The 16,186-nt window shown below is 61.7% G+C and carries 18 protein-coding genes; 15 read left to right on the top strand and 3 right to left on the bottom strand.

What is annotated here, in order from left to right:
- The first annotated feature begins 2 nt into the window (after positions 1 to 2).
- Together FO014_RS07045 and FO014_RS07040 are read left to right on the top strand one after the other, a co-directional pair.
- Positions 3 to 803 (top strand): molybdenum cofactor biosynthesis F family protein, encoded by an 801-nt coding sequence (locus FO014_RS07045; RefSeq protein WP_160028553.1) that lies wholly within the window; start codon positions 3 to 5, stop codon positions 801 to 803.
- Entirely contained in the window at positions 800 to 1,585 is a 786-nt protein-coding gene (locus FO014_RS07040; protein WP_160028551.1) for an SDR family oxidoreductase, read from the top strand. Before FO014_RS07045 ends, FO014_RS07040 begins: the two co-directional genes overlap by 4 nt.
- Before the next feature lie 6 nt (positions 1,586 to 1,591).
- Here the strand turns inward: FO014_RS07040 and hpaR are convergent, their stop codons facing one another.
- Positions 1,592 to 2,044, bottom strand: a complete 453-nt coding sequence (gene hpaR, locus FO014_RS07035; protein ID WP_160028549.1) for a homoprotocatechuate degradation operon regulator HpaR — start codon at positions 2,042 to 2,044, stop codon at positions 1,592 to 1,594.
- A 314-nt stretch (positions 2,045 to 2,358) separates the two neighbouring features.
- Between hpaR and FO014_RS07030 the strand changes: the two genes are divergently transcribed.
- The 13 genes from FO014_RS07030 (at position 2,359) to FO014_RS06970 (ending at position 13,759) form a co-directional block, all read left to right on the top strand.
- The gene (locus tag FO014_RS07030) at positions 2,359 to 2,991 is read left to right on the top strand and encodes a fumarylacetoacetate hydrolase family protein (protein WP_160028547.1); all 633 of its coding nucleotides are present in this window, start codon (positions 2,359 to 2,361) and stop codon (positions 2,989 to 2,991) included.
- Entirely contained in the window at positions 2,988 to 3,752 is a 765-nt protein-coding gene (locus tag FO014_RS07025) for a fumarylacetoacetate hydrolase family protein (protein ID WP_105229648.1), read from the top strand. Before FO014_RS07030 ends, FO014_RS07025 begins: the two co-directional genes overlap by 4 nt.
- Positions 3,749 to 5,203: a 5-carboxymethyl-2-hydroxymuconate semialdehyde dehydrogenase gene (gene hpaE, locus FO014_RS07020; protein ID WP_105229649.1), complete on the top strand. Its 1,455-nt coding sequence runs from the start codon at positions 3,749 to 3,751 to the stop codon at positions 5,201 to 5,203. Before FO014_RS07025 ends, hpaE begins: the two co-directional genes overlap by 4 nt.
- 148 nt (positions 5,204 to 5,351) lie before the next feature.
- Positions 5,352 to 6,209 carry a 3,4-dihydroxyphenylacetate 2,3-dioxygenase gene (hpaD, locus tag FO014_RS07015; RefSeq protein ID WP_160028545.1) on the top strand — a complete coding sequence of 286 codons (858 nt, stop codon included), beginning with the start codon at positions 5,352 to 5,354 and terminating at the stop codon, positions 6,207 to 6,209.
- A gap of 9 nt (positions 6,210 to 6,218) precedes the next feature.
- A complete protein-coding gene (locus FO014_RS07010) occupies positions 6,219 to 6,605 on the top strand; it encodes a 5-carboxymethyl-2-hydroxymuconate Delta-isomerase (protein ID WP_111737768.1) in 387 nt (128 codons plus the stop codon).
- Between the two features lie 10 nt (positions 6,606 to 6,615).
- Positions 6,616 to 7,419: a 2-oxo-hept-4-ene-1,7-dioate hydratase gene (gene hpaH / locus FO014_RS07005; protein WP_160028543.1), complete on the top strand. Its 804-nt coding sequence runs from the start codon at positions 6,616 to 6,618 to the stop codon at positions 7,417 to 7,419.
- Positions 7,420 to 7,440: 21 nt separating this feature from the next.
- Positions 7,441 to 8,235: a 4-hydroxy-2-oxoheptanedioate aldolase gene (hpaI, locus tag FO014_RS07000; protein ID WP_105229653.1), complete on the top strand. Its 795-nt coding sequence runs from the start codon at positions 7,441 to 7,443 to the stop codon at positions 8,233 to 8,235.
- Positions 8,236 to 8,246: 11 nt separating this feature from the next.
- Complete coding sequence (gene hpaX, locus FO014_RS06995) at positions 8,247 to 9,623, top strand: 4-hydroxyphenylacetate permease (RefSeq protein WP_160028541.1); 1,377 nt, start codon at positions 8,247 to 8,249, stop codon at positions 9,621 to 9,623.
- 17 nt (positions 9,624 to 9,640) lie between these two features.
- Positions 9,641 to 10,537 carry a 4-hydroxyphenylacetate catabolism regulatory protein HpaA gene (gene hpaA / locus FO014_RS06990; RefSeq protein WP_160028539.1) on the top strand — a complete coding sequence of 299 codons (897 nt, stop codon included), beginning with the start codon at positions 9,641 to 9,643 and terminating at the stop codon, positions 10,535 to 10,537.
- A 190-nt stretch (positions 10,538 to 10,727) separates the two neighbouring features.
- Complete coding sequence (hpaB, locus tag FO014_RS06985; RefSeq protein WP_111738115.1) at positions 10,728 to 12,290, top strand: 4-hydroxyphenylacetate 3-monooxygenase, oxygenase component; 1,563 nt, start codon at positions 10,728 to 10,730, stop codon at positions 12,288 to 12,290.
- A 19-nt stretch (positions 12,291 to 12,309) separates the two neighbouring features.
- Positions 12,310 to 12,825 carry a 4-hydroxyphenylacetate 3-monooxygenase, reductase component gene (gene hpaC / locus FO014_RS06980; RefSeq protein ID WP_105229656.1) on the top strand — a complete coding sequence of 172 codons (516 nt, stop codon included), beginning with the start codon at positions 12,310 to 12,312 and terminating at the stop codon, positions 12,823 to 12,825.
- Positions 12,826 to 12,963: 138 nt separating this feature from the next.
- On the top strand, positions 12,964 to 13,305 hold the full coding sequence (locus FO014_RS06975) for a DUF4258 domain-containing protein (protein WP_105229657.1): 342 nt from the start codon (positions 12,964 to 12,966) through the stop codon (positions 13,303 to 13,305).
- Between the two features lie 13 nt (positions 13,306 to 13,318).
- Positions 13,319 to 13,759 carry a helix-turn-helix domain-containing protein gene (locus FO014_RS06970; RefSeq protein WP_160028537.1) on the top strand — a complete coding sequence of 147 codons (441 nt, stop codon included), beginning with the start codon at positions 13,319 to 13,321 and terminating at the stop codon, positions 13,757 to 13,759.
- A gap of 29 nt (positions 13,760 to 13,788) precedes the next feature.
- Here FO014_RS06970 and ampH read toward each other — a convergent pair whose 3' ends face one another.
- Together ampH and FO014_RS06960 are read right to left on the bottom strand one after the other, a co-directional pair.
- Positions 13,789 to 14,928, bottom strand: coding sequence for a D-alanyl-D-alanine-carboxypeptidase/endopeptidase AmpH (gene ampH / locus FO014_RS06965; protein ID WP_160028535.1), 1,140 nt, complete (start codon positions 14,926 to 14,928; stop codon positions 13,789 to 13,791).
- Between the two features lie 152 nt (positions 14,929 to 15,080).
- Positions 15,081 to 15,839, bottom strand: coding sequence for a FadR/GntR family transcriptional regulator (locus tag FO014_RS06960; protein WP_105229660.1), 759 nt, complete (start codon positions 15,837 to 15,839; stop codon positions 15,081 to 15,083).
- Between the last annotated feature and the right edge of the window lie 347 nt (positions 15,840 to 16,186).

The raw sequence follows: 16,186 nt of genomic DNA, 5'->3' as shown, positions 1-16,186 counted from the left end.
AAATGCATTCAGAAGCGGTGTTTATTCAGGTTGGCGCACTGGCGGAGGGCTTTGCCCCCGACAGTCATACCCTGCAGGCGCAGGACGATTTGGCCGGGCAGACGCTGAGCCTGTACTTTGCCGACGGCGAGCGTCTCGACGTCGGCTTTGTCGATGGACAGACGCTGCACTGGCGCGGGCAGCCGGCGGATTATCGCGCCACCGCGCTGCGCCCCGGCGTGCTGTTTATCGACTTCCTCGACCCGCAGCGCGCCAACGCCAGCATTACGCTGGTATGTAATCGGGCGCTGGGCAATTTCACTGCGGTGTACGGCCAACTACCGGATGAGGCGCAGACGCGCCTGGACGCTTTCAGCCGGGTGGAGCAGGGGCTGCCGCTGACCGCGGTGGCGGCCGAGTTTCGCTTCGGCCGGCTGGCGGATGACGATGCGCCGCTGCCGGCGTTTACCGACGAGCCGATCGGCATGCGCAATATGTATACCTACAGCCCCACCGAGCGCTATGAGCATATCTACCTGAACGACAATTTCTACGCCTGGCAATGTCTGGACGGGGTGGAGAAAGGGCTGGCGGACGTTGACCGCTGCCACTACGTCAAGGTGGCAGAGCAGCTGTATCTGTTTGTCTGGCGCGAAAAGATCATTCCGACCCTCGGCGTGGTGATGATCGATCTGCAGGGGCTGCGTACCGACGGCAAGATCCTCGGCTATCAGGGCAGCGACTTCAGCGCGCTGAGTAATTTTGCCGTCGGCGCGCATGCGCAGGTGCTCAATACCACCCGCCATCCGCGGAGCGGGGCATGACCTTCGCCGCGGATGCGTTCCGCGGGCAGGTGGTGCTGGTGACCGGCGGTGCGCAGGGCATCGGGCTGGCGATCGCCGGTGCCTTTGCCCGGCTGGGGGCCACGCTGGTGGTGGCCGATCTCCAGCATGATAAGGCGCGGCAGGCGGCGGAACAGCTGACAGAGCAGGGTGGGTCGGCGCAGGCGCTGGCGTGCGATCTGGCCGACGAGGCGCAGATCGCCGCGCTGGTGGCGCAGGTAACGCAGCGCTGCCGCCGGCTGGACGTGGTGGTGCATAACGCCGCCTATTTCCCGCTGACGCCGTTTGCCGAGATTGACCGCGCGCTGCTGCAGCGCACCCTCAGCGTCAACCTGATGGCGCCGTTCCATCTGGCGCAGGCGGCGCTGCCGTGGATGCGCCGCCAGGGCGGCGGGCGCATTCTGGTGACCTCATCGGTGACCGGGCCGAAGGTGGCCTATCCCGGGCTGGCGCACTATGCCGCCTCCAAAGCCGGGGTGAACGGCTTTATCCGCGCCGCCGCGCTGGAGCTGGCGCCTTACGGCATTACGGTCAACGGCGTGGAGCCGGGCATGATCCGCACGCCGGCGATGGCGAACCTGGGGGATGACGCCTTCAATCAGGCGATTGGCGGCGCGGTGCCGCTTGGCCGGCTGGGGGAGCCGGAAGATATCGCCGCAGCGATGGTGTTTCTGGCTTCTGCGGCGGCGGGGTATATCACCGGCCAGACGCTGGTGGTGGACGGCGGCGCGCTGCTGCCGGAGGCCCGGCCCGCCGCGTCCTGAGGGCCGTCACTTTTTGGCGGGATGCGCGACCAGGTTGGCGGGCTGCTGCTCGCCCAGGGTGATCAGCTCATCCAGCAGCGCCATCAACTGCTGCATTTTCTCCGGCGAGAACGCCGCCTCAATCTCACGGTAGCCCTGTTCAACCTGATGGCGCGCCACCTCATACAGCTCCTGGCCTTGCTGGGTCAGTGAGACATACAGCTTGCGCTGATCGTTAATCGGCTTCAGGCGGAAAATCAGCTTATCCCGCTCCATGCGCGACAGAATGCCGGTCAGGCTGGGGCGCAGAATGCAGGTCTGCGCCGCCAGCTCATGGAATTCGATCGAACGCTGGTCGGCCAGCACGCGGATGATGCGCCACTGCTGTTCGGTCAGGTTGTGGCTTTTCAGGATCGGGCGGAAAAAGCCCATCGCGGTTTCGCGCGCCTGCAACAGGGCAATGGTGAGGGATTCATGCATATGTCGGGCCTTTGCTATCAAAGTGTTGGCGCATCCGGCGTTCAGGCGCCGGCCGTTCGATTTTTATTAATAACTTAATAGTAGCCATATTTGGCGTCGTGGATAAAGGGAAAATGTGTCTCAGCGTGAAAAATAGGGCTTAAAAAGGCTAATTATTTGAAATATCAACAATATGTTTTGGGGTTGTGAATATTTTGTTATCACGATCACAAATCAAATTAACGGCGTTGCGTAAATGCTGAGCAGCGGTTAAAAGTAATCATTAATATATTAACGAATGCCGGATGTCCTGATTTGTGACAATAGGAGTTTGCATGAAAGGAACCGTATTTTCGGTGGCGCTTAACCACCGCAGCCAGATGGACGCCTGGGACCGCGCGTTCCATGACGCGCCCTACAAGACCCCGCCGAAGACCCCAGTATGGTTTATCAAACCGCGTAACACCTACCTGAGCCACGGCGGTCAGATCCCGCTGCCGGCGGCAGAAAAAGTTTACAGCGGCGGCACGCTGGCGCTGGTGATCGGCGATACCGCCCGCCAGGTGCCGGCGTCGCAGGCGGCGGCGTATATCGCCGGCTATGCGCTGGCCAACGACGTCAGCCTGGCGGAGAGCAGCTTTTACCGCCCGGCGATCAAGGCCAAGTGTCGCGACGGCTTCTGCCCGCTGGGCGAGATGGCGCAGCTGGATAACATCGACCGGCTGCAGATTGTCACCGAGATCAACGGCGTGGAGCAGGATCGCTGGTCAACGGCGGATCTGGTGCGTTCCGGCGGCGAGCTGCTGGCCGCCATCAGCGAGTTTATTACGCTGCAGCCGGGGGATGTGCTGCTGATCGGCACGCCGCATCAGCGGGTGGCGATTAACCCGGGCGACGAGGTGACGATCCGCGCCGCCGGCCTGCCGGCACTCAGCAACGTTGCGGTTTTGGAAGGAGAGCAAGCATGAAGCACGCGCGCATTCGCCATCACGGCCAGATGTTTAACGTCAGCGTTGACGAGCAGCTGCGGGTCACGCTGCCGGACGGCACGCAACTGAATGAAACCGACGTCGAATGGCTGCCGCCGGCACAGGGCACGGTGTTCGCGCTGGGGCTGAACTACGCCGACCACGCCAGCGAACTGGAATTTAAAGCGCCGGAAGAGCCGCTGGTGTTTCTGAAGGCGGCCAATACCCTGACCGGCCACCGCCAGGTGTCGGTGCGTCCGGCCGGGGTGGAGTACATGCACTATGAGGCCGAGCTGGTGGCGGTGATCGGCAAAACCGCCCGTCACGTCAGCCGCGAGCAGGCGATGGAGTACGTCGCCGGCTACACCCTGTGCAACGACTACGCCATCCGCGACTACCTGGAAAACTACTACCGGCCGAACCTGCGGGTGAAAAGCCGCGACGGCCTGACGCCGATCGGCCCGTATATCGTCGACCGCGACGATATCGGCGATCCGCACCGCCTGCAGCTCAGCACCTATATCAACGGCGAGCTGCGCCAGCGCGGCACCACCGCCGACATGATTTTCGATATTCCGTATCTCATCAGCTATCTCAGTGAATTTATGACGCTGCAGCCGGGCGACATGATCGCCACCGGCACGCCGAAAGGGCTGGCCGACGTGCAGCCGGGGGACGAAGTGGTGGTGGAGATTGAAGGCATCGGCCGCCTGGTCAACCACATTATCAGCGAACACGATTATCAGGAGAGCCTGCGATGAAAACCATCAACCACTGGATCGACGGCAAAAACGTGACCAGCAGCGAGTACTTCACCACCACCAATCCGGCCAACGGCGAGGTGCTGGCGGAGGTGGCCTCCGGCGGGCAGGCGGAGATCGATATGGCGGTGGCGGCGGCCAAGGCGGCGTTCCCGAAATGGGCCAATACGCCGATGAAGGAGCGTGCGCGCCTGATGCGCCGGCTGGGCGAGCTGATCGATGAAAACGTGCCGCAGATCGCCGAGATGGAAACCGCCGATACCGGCCTGCCGATCCACCAGACCAAAAACGTGCTGATCCCGCGCGCCTCGCACAACTTCGAGTTCTTTGCCGAGGTGTGCCAGCAGATGAACGGCAAAACCTACCCGGTGGACGACAAGATGCTCAACTACACCCTGGTGCAGCCGGTCGGGGTGTGCGCGCTGGTGTCGCCGTGGAACGTGCCGTTTATGACCGCCACCTGGAAGACCGCCCCTTGCCTGGCGCTGGGCAATACCGCGGTGCTGAAAATGTCCGAACTGTCGCCGCTGTCCGCCGACCGTCTGGGGGAGCTGGCGTTGGAGGCCGGCATTCCGGCCGGGGTGCTGAACGTGGTGCAGGGCTACGGCGCCACCGCCGGCGATGCGCTGGTGCGCCATCCGGACGTGCGTGCGGTCTCCTTTACCGGCGGCACCGCCACCGGCCGCCGCATTATGCAGAGCGCCGGGCTGAAGAAATATTCGATGGAACTGGGCGGCAAGTCGCCGGTGCTGGTGTTTGAGGATGCCGATATCGAACGCGCGCTGGACGCCGCGCTGTTCACCATCTTCTCGATCAACGGCGAACGCTGCACCGCCGGCTCGCGCATTTTCATTCAGGAAAGCATTTATCCGGAATTCGTCAAACGTTTCGCCGAACGCGCCAACCGCCTGCGGGTGGGCGACCCGACCGATCCGCAGACCCAGGTCGGCGCGTTAATCAGCCAGCAGCACTGGGAGAAGGTGTCCGGCTATATCCGTCTGGGCGTGGAAGAGGGCGCCTCGCTGCTGGCCGGCGGGCCGGATAAGCCGCAGGGGCTGGAGTACGGCAACTTCCTGCGGCCGACGGTGCTGGCGGATGTCGATAACCGCATGCGCGTGGCGCAGGAGGAGATTTTCGGACCGGTGGCCTGCCTGCTGCCGTTCAAGTCAGAAGAAGACGGCCTGCGGATGGCCAACGATGTGGAATACGGTTTGGCGTCCTATATCTGGACCCAGGATGTGAGCAAGGTGATGCGCCTGGCGCGCAATATCGAAGCCGGCATGGTGTTCGTCAATACGCAGAACGTGCGCGATCTGCGCCAGCCGTTCGGCGGGGTGAAGGCCTCCGGCACCGGCCGCGAAGGCGGTGAGTACAGCTTTGAAGTGTTCGCCGAGATGAAGAACGTCTGCATCTCAATGGGCGACCATCCGATCCCACGCTGGGGCGTTTAAGCCTCATGTTTTTGAATTAAAAACAGGACTATACCCAATCGCTTTCGGATTGCCGCGGCCCCGTGAGGGGGAAGCCCATGGATGGGCCGCACAGCCGCAGGCAGCCAACAACGCGGCAATTCGAAAGATGAAGGGGATAGGAGGACTTATGGGTAAGTTAGCGTTAGCCGCAAAGATTACGCATGTGCCGTCGATGTATCTGTCTGAACTGCCGGGAAAAAACCACGGCTGCCGCCAGGGGGCGATCGACGGCCACAGGGAGATCGGCGCGCGCTGCCGAGAAATGGGCGTCGACACCATTATCGTGTTCGATACCCACTGGCTGGTGAACAGCGCCTACCACATCAACTGCAGCGACCATTTCGCCGGCGTCTACACCAGTAACGAACTGCCGCACTTTATCCGCGATATGAGCTACGAGTACGACGGCAATCCGCAGCTGGGGCAGATGATCGCCGATGAGGCCTGCAAGCTCGGCGTACGCGCCAAGGCGCACGATATTCCCAGCCTGAAGCTGGAGTATGGCACGCTGGTGCCGATGCGCTATATGAACAGCGATCGCCACTTTAAAGTGGTGTCGATCTCCGCCTTCTGCACCGTGCACGACTTCGCCGACAGCCGCCGGCTGGGGGAAGCGATCAAAACCGCGATCGAAAACTATGACGGCACCGTGGCGGTGCTCGCCAGCGGCTCGCTGTCGCACCGTTTTATCGACGACCAGCGCGCCGAAGAGGGCATGAACAGCTACACCCGCCAGTTTGACCAGCAGATGGACGAGCGGGTGGTGAAACTGTGGGCCGAGGGGCGCTTCCGCGAGTTCTGCGAAATGCTGCCGGAGTACGCCGATTACTGCTACGGCGAGGGCAATATGCACGACACCGTGATGCTGCTGGGACTGCTCGGCTGGGACAAGTATGACGGCAAGGTGGAGTTTATCACCCCGCTGTTCGCCAGTTCCGGCACCGGGCAGGTCAACGCCGTGTTCCCGCTTCCCGCTGAAGTCTGAGGTAAAGCCATGCCCCATTTTTACGCTGAATGTACCGACAATATCCGCGAGCAGGCGCAGCTGCCCGCGCTGTTCGCCAAGGTGAATCAGGCGCTGGCGGACACCGGCATCTTTCCGCTCGGCGGCGTGCGCAGCCGCGCCATCTGGCTGGACACCTGGCAGATGGCCGACGGCAAGCAGGATTACGCCTTTGTGCATATGACGCTGAAAATCGGCCACGGCCGCAGCCTGGAGAGCCGGCAGCAGGTGGGCGAGATGCTGTTTGCGCTGATTAAAGAACACTTTGCCGCGCTGACGGCCAGCCGCTACCTGGCGCTCTCTTTCACCATGGAAGAGCTGGACCCGGTGCTGAATTACAAACAGAACAATGTTCACGCGCTGTTCCGTCAATCCTGAGAGGTGGTAAATGCTGGATAAAAACCTGTTGAGCCGTGCGGTACAACGCTTGCATCAGGCGGAGCAAAACCGAGAGCAGATCCGCGCGCTGTCGATCGATCATCCGGAGATCACCATTGAGGACGCCTACGCCATTCAGCGCCAGTGGGTGGAACTGAAGATCGCCGAAGGGCGGACGCTGAAAGGGCACAAGATTGGCCTGACCTCGCGCGCCATGCAGGTCAGCTCGCAGATCACCGAGCCGGACTACGGCGCATTGCTGGATGATATGTTCTTCAACGAAGGCAGCGATATTCCCGTCGACCGCTTTATCGTGCCGCGGGTCGAGGTGGAGCTGGCGTTTGTACTGGCCAAACCGCTGCGCGGGCCGAACTGCACGCTGTTTGACGTGTATAACGCCACCGACTACGTGATTCCGGCGCTGGAGATTATCGACGCGCGCTGCCACAACGTCGACCCGGAAACCCAGCGCCCGCGCAAGGTGTTCGACACCATTTCCGATAACGCCGCCAACGCCGGCGTGGTGATGGGCGGCCGGCCGATCAAGCCGGATGCGCTGGATCTGCGCTGGATAAGCGCACTGCTGTATCGCAACGGGGTGATTGAAGAGTCCGGCGTCGCCGCCGCGGTACTGAACCACCCGGCCAACGGCGTGGCCTGGCTGGCGAATAAACTGTTTCCGCACGACGTCGAGCTGGAGGCCGGGCAGATTATTCTCGGCGGCTCGTTTACCCGCCCGGTGGCGGCGCGGCGCGGCGATACCTTCCACGTGGATTACGGCCCGATGGGCTGCATCAGCTGCCGCTTTGTGTAACGGCGGCCAGGGGAGAACGCGATGCTTATCAATACCTTCAAACAGGCGCTGCAGGAAAAGCGCCCGCAGATCGGCCTGTGGCTCGGCCTGTGCAGCAGCTACAGCGCCGAGCTGCTGGCCGGAGCCGGTTTCGACTGGCTGCTGATCGACGGCGAACATGCGCCCAACAACGTGCAGACGGTGCTCGGCCAGCTGCAGGCGACGGCGCCGTACCCGAGTCATCCGGTGGTGCGCCCGCCGTGGAACGATCCGGTGGTGATCAAACAGCTGCTTGACGTGGGGGCGCAGACGCTGCTGATCCCGATGATCCAGAACGCCGAACAGGCGCGCGCGGCGGTGCGCGCCACGCGCTATCCTCCGCACGGTATACGCGGCGTCGGCAGCGCGCTGGCGCGGGCCTCACGCTGGAACCGGGTGCCGAACTACCTGCATGACGCCGATGCGCAAATGTGCGTGCTGGTGCAGATTGAAACCCGCGAGGCGGTCAGCAATCTGGACGATATTTTGCAGGTCGACGGAGTGGACGGGGTGTTTATCGGCCCGGCGGATCTGAGCGCCGATATGGGCTTTGCCGGCAACCCGCAGCACCCGGAGGTGCAGCAGACCATCGATGACGCCATCGCGCGCATCCGCGCCGCCGGTAAAGCGCCGGGTATTCTGATGGCGCAGGCGGATCTGGCGCGCCACTATCTGGCGTGCGGCGCGCTGTTTGTGGCGGTGGGCGTCGATACCACCCTGCTGGCGCGGGCGGCGGAGAAACTGGCCGCCGAGTTTAAAGCGGGAACGGCGCAGGGCGATGCCCCGGGCGTCTATTAATCGGAGCCATCATGAACCAGGTCGATTCGCAGCCGCATAAAGCGCAGAGCGCCGCCGAGCAGTCGGTGATTAACAAGCTGTTTCGGCGTCTGATCGTGTTTCTGTTTATTCTGTTTGTCTTCTCGTTTCTCGACCGTATCAACATCGGCTTCGCCGGCCTGACCATGGGGCAGGATCTGGGCCTCAGTTCCACCATGTTCGGCCTGGCGGCGACGCTGTTTTACGTCACCTATGTGATTTTCGGCATTCCCAGCAACATCATGCTAAGCATCGTCGGCGCGCGGCGCTGGATCGCCACCATTATGGTGCTGTGGGGCATCGCCTCCACCTGTACGCTGTTCGCCACCGGGCCGACCAGCCTGTATGTGCTGCGCATGATCGTCGGCATTACCGAAGCCGGCTTTCTGCCGGGGATCCTGGTGTACCTCACCTACTGGTTCCCGGCCTATTACCGCGCCCGCGCCAACGCGCTGTTTATGATCGCCATGCCGGTCACCATGGCGATCGGCTCGCTGGTGTCCGGCTATATTCTGGCGCTGGACGGCGTGCTGAACCTGAAGGGCTGGCAGTGGCTGTTCCTGCTGGAAGGCATTCCGTCGGTGCTGCTGGGCGTGGTGGTGTGGTTCTATCTAGACGATACCCCGGCCAAGGCCAATTGGCTGAGCGCCGAGGAGAAAAGCAGCCTGCAGGCGATGATGGAGGCCGACAAACGGCAGCAGACGGCCGCCGCCGCGCCGCGGCAGACATCGTCGCGTAGCCTGTGGCGCGAGGTGTTCACGCCGATCGTGCTGATGTATACGCTGGCCTACTTCTGCCTGACCAACACCCTGAGCGCGATCAATATCTGGACGCCGCAGATCCTGCAAAGCTTTAACCAGAACAGCAGCAATATCGTCATCGGTATTCTGGCGGCGATCCCGCAGATCTGCACCATCGCCGGCATGGTGTGGTGGAGTAAACGATCGGATCGGCTGCAGGAGCGCAAGCGGCATACCGCCTTGCCGTATCTGTTTGCCGCCGCCGGCTGGCTGCTGGCGTCGGCCACGCATCATAGCCTGATCCAGCTGCTGGGGATCATTATGGCGTCGGTCGGTTCGTTTACCGCGATGGCCATTTTCTGGACCACGCCGGATCGCGCCATCAGTCTGGAAGCGCGCGCGGTGGGGATCGCGCTGATCAACGCCACCGGCAATATCGGCTCGGCGGTCAGCCCGTTGCTGATCGGCTGGCTGAAGGATCTGACCGGCAGCTTCAACTCCGGGCTGTATTTCGTCGCCGGGCTGTTGGTGATAGGCGCACTGCTGGTGTGGCGCATTCCGATGAACGCCGCGCAGCGGCGCAGCGCCGTCAATCATGACAAGATCACCGGGGACGAGCTTGCCCCCTGACGACACAGGAGAAGGACGTGCAGAAAAGTACCGGCTTTATCGCCAACATCGATATCTGTAAAGAGTACGATGCGCGTTACGCCGCGGACGATGTGCATTATGAAACCTTTGCCGGGCTGGCGGCGTTTTTCGGCCGCGATATGCAGGTGCACTGGCATGACTGCTTTTTCCAGCTGCACTTTCTGGAGACCGGCAAGATCGAGCTGCAGCTGGACGACCAGCACTATTCGGTGCAGGCGCCGCTGTTTATCCTGACGCCGCCGTCGGTGCCCCACGCCTTTTTCACCGAGCCGGACAGCGACGGCCATGTGCTGACGGTGCGTCAGGAGCTGATCTGGCTGCTGCTGGAGCGGCTGTACCCCGGCAGCAATCTGGCGCTGGATATGCCCGGCATCTGCATGTCGCTGGCGAGCGCGCCGCAGGAGCTGGCGGCGCTCAGTCACTACTGGGCGCTGATCCGCCGCGAGTTTTCCGCCGGGCTGGCGGGGCGCGAACAGACGCTGACGCTGCTGGCGCAGGCGGTGTTCACCCTGTTGCTGCGCAATACCGCGCTGGAGGATTCGGCGGCCACCGGCGTGCGCGGCGAGCTGAAGCTGTTCCAGCGTTTCAACAAGATGGTGGACGAACGCTTCCGCGAGCATCTGCCGGTGCCGGAATATGCCCAGGCGCTGGGGGTGACCGAATCGCGGCTCAATGATCTGTGCCGGCGCTTCGCCAACCGCTCGCCGAAACGGTTGATTTTCGACCGGCTGCTGCGCGAGGCCAAGCGCCTGCTGCTGTTCAGCGCCTGCACGGTGCATGAGACCGCCTACAGCCTGGGATTCAAGGACCCGGCCTACTTCGCCCGCTTTTTCAACCGGCTGGAAGGCTGCTCGCCGAGCCGCTATCGCGCCGCGCAACACGCCCTGTCATAACGGCGGAATACCGCCTGGATCACAGTTTGCCGCGAAAGCGGCACTCCCCTCTGAAAAGTACCGACGATTGCCGCAAAAGTCTCTTCTCGAAACCGGCGTTGGGGTCTTCAATTAAGCAACCAAAAGAAAACATTATTTTAACAATATGCCGCACTGCGGCCGTGAAAATACCGATTACGAGGGGCACCCGATGAAACCAGAAGACTTCCGCGCTGACAATAAACGCCCGTTCACCGGCGCTGAATACCTGAAAAGCCTGCAGGACGGCCGTGAAATCTATATTTACGGCGAGCGGGTCAAGGATATCACCACCCATCCGGCGTTCCGCAACGCCGCCGCGTCCGTCGGCCAGCTGTATGACGCGCTGCACGATCCGGCCAGCCATGACCGCCTGTGCTGGGGCACCGACACCGGTAACGGCGGCTATACCCATAAGTTTTTCCGCTATGCCCGCAGCCCGGAAGAGATGCGCCAGCAGCGCGACGCCATCGCCGACTGGTCGCGTCAGAGCTACGGCTGGATGGGACGCACCCCGGACTATAAGGCGGCGTTCGGCTGTGCGCTGGGGGCCTATCCCGAGTTTTACGGCCAGTTCGCCGACAATGCCCGCAACTGGTATCAGCGGATTCAGGAAACCGGCCTGTACTTCAACCACGCCATCGTCAACCCGCCGATCGACCGTCATAAGCCGGTCAACGAGGTGAAAGACGTGTTTATCAAGGTAGAGAAAGAGACCGACGCCGGCATCATCGTCAGCGGCGCCAAGGTGGTTGCCACCAACTCGGCGCTGACCCACTACAACTTTATCGGCTTCGGCTCGGCGCAGGTGATGGGCGATAACCCGGACTTCGCGCTGATGTTCGTCGCGCCGATGGACGCCGAAGGGGTGAAGCTGATTTCCCGCGCCTCGTATGAGCTGGCCGCCGGCGCCACCGGATCGCCGTTCGATTACCCGCTCTCCAGTCGCTTTGACGAAAACGATGCTATTCTGGTGATGGACCATGTGCTGATCCCGTGGGAGAACGTACTGATTTACCGCGATTTCGACCGCTGTCGCCGCTGGAGCACCCAGGGCGGGTTTGCCCGTCTGTTCCCGCTGCAGGCCTGCGTGCGTCTGGCGGTGAAGATGGACTTTATCACCGCGTTGCTGCAAAAGAGCCTGGGCTGCACCGGCGTGTTGGAGTTCCGCGGCGTGCAGGCCGATCTGGGAGAAGTGGTGGCCTGGCGCAACCTGTTCTGGTCGCTGAGCGACGCGATGTGCGCCGAAGCCACCCAGTGGGAGAACGGCGCCTATCTGCCGGATTCCGCCGCGCTGCAGACTTACCGCGTGATGGCGCCGATGGCCTACACCAAGGTGAAGCATATTATCGAAAAGAACGTGACCAGCGGCCTGATTTACCTGCCGTCCAGCGTTCGTGATATGAACAACCCGGCGATCGACAAGTACCTGGCGCAGTACGTGCGCGGATCCAACGGCATGGATCATGTGGAACGCATCAAGATCCTGAAGCTGATGTGGGATGCGATCGGCAGCGAATTCGGCGGCCGCCACGAGCTGTATGAGATCAACTATGCCGGCAGCCAAGATGAGATCCGCCTGCAGTGCCTGCGCCACGCACAGGGATCCGGCACCATGGATCAGATGATGCAGATGGTCGACAAGTGTCTGTCCGACTACGATCAGAACGGCTGGACGGTGCCGCACCTGCATAACAATGATGATATTAATCAGCTGAATAACTTGCTGAAATGATTTTTTGGAGGAGGTTGCTATGTCTCAGGAAAATGAACACCGGCTGCGCTTTCGCGATGCGATGGCCAGCCTGTCGGCGGCGGTGAATATCGTCACCACCAACGGCCCGGCGGGGCGCTGCGGCATTACCGCCACCGCGGTCTGTTCGGTGACCGATACGCCGCCGTCGCTGATGGTGTGTATCAACCGCAACAGCGCGATGAACCCGGTATTTCAGGAAAACGGCCGGCTGTGCGTCAACGTGCTGAACCATGAGCAGGAGATGATGGCGCGCCACTTTGCTGGCATGACCGACGTCTGCATGGAAGACCGCTTCCGGCTGGAAGAGTGGCAGACCGGCGCGCTCGGTCAGCCGATGCTGCGCCACACGCTGGCGAGCCTGGAAGGGGAGATCACTCAGGTACAGAGCGTCGGCACCCATCAGGTGTATCTGGTGGAGATCAAGCAGATTGCGCTCAGCGACGGCGGTCACGGCCTGATCTACTTTAAACGCAACTTCCACCCGGTGATGCACCAGATGGCGGCGCTGGCATAAACTATCCTGCGCCGATGCCTGCAGAGGGCGGAGCGTGCTCCGCCCTCTGGCTTTTCTCTTCGCGTTAATTGTGTAACACGCTTGTCTGCGCCTGATTAACCTGTCAAAATGATAGCTATCAAATTGACAGGTGATAAAATGGATTTTATACCCCCTGACAACATCAGCGAATTTCCTCTGCGTCCTGCGGCGGCCAAAAGGCTGTTGCAGCAGCTGGCGACATCGCATACCGAGCGTATTCTGTTAAGCGCCCATGCCCGGCAGCGGATGGCGGAGCGGCGGATATCGCTGCGGCAAATTCTGGCGGTACTCAGCAGCCGCCACAGCCGCTTTACCGAGCTGCCCCATCTGACGCCGGCGGGCGACTGGAAGCTGAATATGCTCGGCGTGGCTGCCGGCGAGCGGATAGAGGTAGTCGTGGTGTTGAAACGGGTGGTAAGCGATCCCGCCGCCTTGGTGGTGACGGTGATGATCCATTAGCGAGGAAACAACGGTGTATCACTATATCGAAAGCGGTTTGAATACGATTTGGCTGGCGAATGGCGTTCATCAGTCAGAGATCGAGGGTGAAATCTACATCAGCATTGAGGACGTCACGGGATTGCATCGCTCCATTGCCCGGGCGCTGGTGGCGTGCGAGCGCCCGTTGCAGGCGGATGAAATCCGCTTCTTGCGGGTGGAAATGAATATGTCGCAGAAGGCGCTGGCGGACCTGCTGGGGGTCGATGTGCAAACGGTCGCCCGCTGGGAAAAGGCGCAGAGCAGCTTACCGCGTATGACAGACGTGATGTTGCGCATGCTGTATCTGGAATCCGTCAACGAAAGCAGCCGGGTTGGCGCCTGCTTGCGGATGCTGGCGCAGGCGGGCGTTGCCAACTCGATGGATAAACTGGTGTTTGAAGAACGCAACCACGCCTGGCGGCGGAGCAGCTAACTGGGCGCAGGTTCCTGCGCCCGATGCCATCAGCCCTTGTTGGCCACCAGATCGGCCACTAGCCGGTTGACCGGGTCGCTCATATTGGTGAAGCGGGTCAGATCCGAACGGGTCACCACCACAAACACGCCGATATTATTCTGCGGCGACATCGCCATATAGGTGATAAAGCCGCCGCCGCCGCCGGTTTTCTGAATAATGCCCGGCAGGCCGTCTTTCGGCGCCATATAGATCCAGCCGAGGCCTAACGCATCCGCATCGCCGGGGACGTCCATCCCTTTCAGCGACACCAGTTCGCGGCGCTGGAAGTACATGGTCTGCTCGCGGGCGGCGGTGGCTTTGCGCGGGCTGGCCTGCGAATCGAGGAACTGCTGCATCCAGCGCTGGATATCGCGCGGCGTAGAGTAAATGCCGCCGCTGCCGGCCGCCGCCACGGTATTGCCGCAGGCGCTGGGGCCGACGGAGGCCACCATCAGGCGCGAGCACTGCTCGGCGCTCGGCGTCAGCGTGGTGTCGACCATGCCGAGCGGCCCGGTGATCTGCTCACGCAGCAGCCTGGTATAGGGTTTGCCCGCCGCCCGCGACAGCGCGTCGGCCAGCAGATCGTAAGCCAGGTTGGAGTAGGAGGCATGCACCCCCGGCGGTACGGTGATGTGTGCATGGGCCAGCCACTGCCAGCGCTGCGCCTTGGTCGGCCAGGTGAACACCGGCGTCTTCGGCGGTTTTTTGCCCGGCTGCTCGCGCGGCAGGCCGCTGGTATGGGTCGCCAGATTCAGCAGCGTAATCGGCTGGCGTGAATTATAGCCGGGCACGTAGGCGCCGGACGGGGCATATTTGCGCAGCGGGTCGGTCAGCTTGAGCCTGCCTTCCGCCGCCAGCTTCACCATCACCTCGCTGGTCATCAGCTTGGTGATGGAGGCGATGCGGATCAATGAGTCCGGACGCGGACGCTGGTTGTTGCCCGGTCGGGTGTCGCCAAAACTGCGGTTGACCACCTGATTGCCGTCGATCGCCACCAGCGCCATGCCGGTGGCGCCGCTGTTGTAGAAAATATGCTCGGCGTACTGGTCGACGATCTGCGACGTCAGCCGCGGCGTCTCGGCCTGTGCCGACAGCGACAGGCTGCCCAGGCCGAGGGTTACTAAAACGGCAGAGAAAAGAGTCTTCAACGGTCCATATCCATTTCAAAATACAGCATCAAGAGCGAAATCAGCGCCTGGCGGCCTCTGACGGAACAGGCTTTAGTGTAATGCGCCCGCGCCCTCGCCGCATGGGGAAAATGCGCGCAGATGCGTAAAGTTTGCGCTGTGTCCGCTACGGCTTACTGTGCCCGTGCAAAAATCGCGATCACCTGGTCCAGATGGGCCTTCATCGCCCTGCGCGCGCCGCGCACGTCGCGCGCCTCAATGGCGGTCAGTATCGCCTGGTGTTCCTGCTCGGAGCGGTGCGGCATATCCTCCGGCGTATAGTGGCGCTGCAACACCCGGAACATGCTGCCGTAACGGTGGCCGAGCAGGTGGGCGATGATAAAGGCATAGGCCGGGTTGCCGCTGGCCTGGGCGATGCGGATATGGAACAGCCGGTCGCCGGGATGGGTGGCGGAGCCGGCGCGGTTGTCTCGGCAGTTCTGCTGGTAGGCGGCGCGGATGCCCGCCAGCTCTTCGTCGCTGGCGTGCCGGGCAGCCAGCGCGGCGGTTTCCGGCTCAATCAGCAGGCGGGTCTGCAGCAGCGAAAAAGGCGGCAGCTCGGCGTTGAAATCCAGCGAGATATTCAGTTCGTCGTCGACATCGGCCCACTGATCGCGGCCGGCCTGCTGCATTACCGGTTCCTGCGACGTCAGCGTCGCCGACGGCGCTTTGACGATCACGCCGTTGCCCACCTTCACATCCACCAGACCGATCACCTCCAGCGCGATCAGCGCTTCGCGCACCGAGGCGCGGCTGACCTGCAGCTGCTGCGCCAAATCGCGTTCGGAAGGCAGGCGGCTGCCGGGGGGAAACTCATTGTTTTCGATCAGACGCTTCAGCTGGTCGGCTATCTGTCTGTAAATTCTTGGATTTTCCAGTCGGGTAATCGGCATGTTCAACCTTCGGCACGTTGGCATTAAGTGATTCAGCGCACAAATATTGCTCAATTCGCTTGAGTGTTGGTTAATCAGGTGTAAAAAATTAGTTAATTGAAATGTTGTTTTAAAACGTTGTTATACCCTAAATAATTCGAGTCGCAGGAAGGCGGCCAGGGAAGGAATCCCTGATGAGCTTACACCGGTCAGTGATCCGGGTGACTGAACGCAGCCAACACACCTGCAGCTTGAAGTATGACGGGTATATTTACTTTCTCACCAAACGATAACGCGTAAAGCGTCTTTTGTCATGGTAAAGGCCTGACCTTTAACCGCCTTTAGTGGCCTGACCATTAGACCTTTAA

Origin of the sequence: Serratia rhizosphaerae (assembly GCF_009817885.1) — a bacterium.
Classification (GTDB): domain Bacteria; phylum Pseudomonadota; class Gammaproteobacteria; order Enterobacterales; family Enterobacteriaceae; genus Serratia_B; species Serratia_B rhizosphaerae.
Note: the sequence above shows the minus strand (reverse complement) of the source record. Positions and strands in the feature narration are given on the sequence as shown.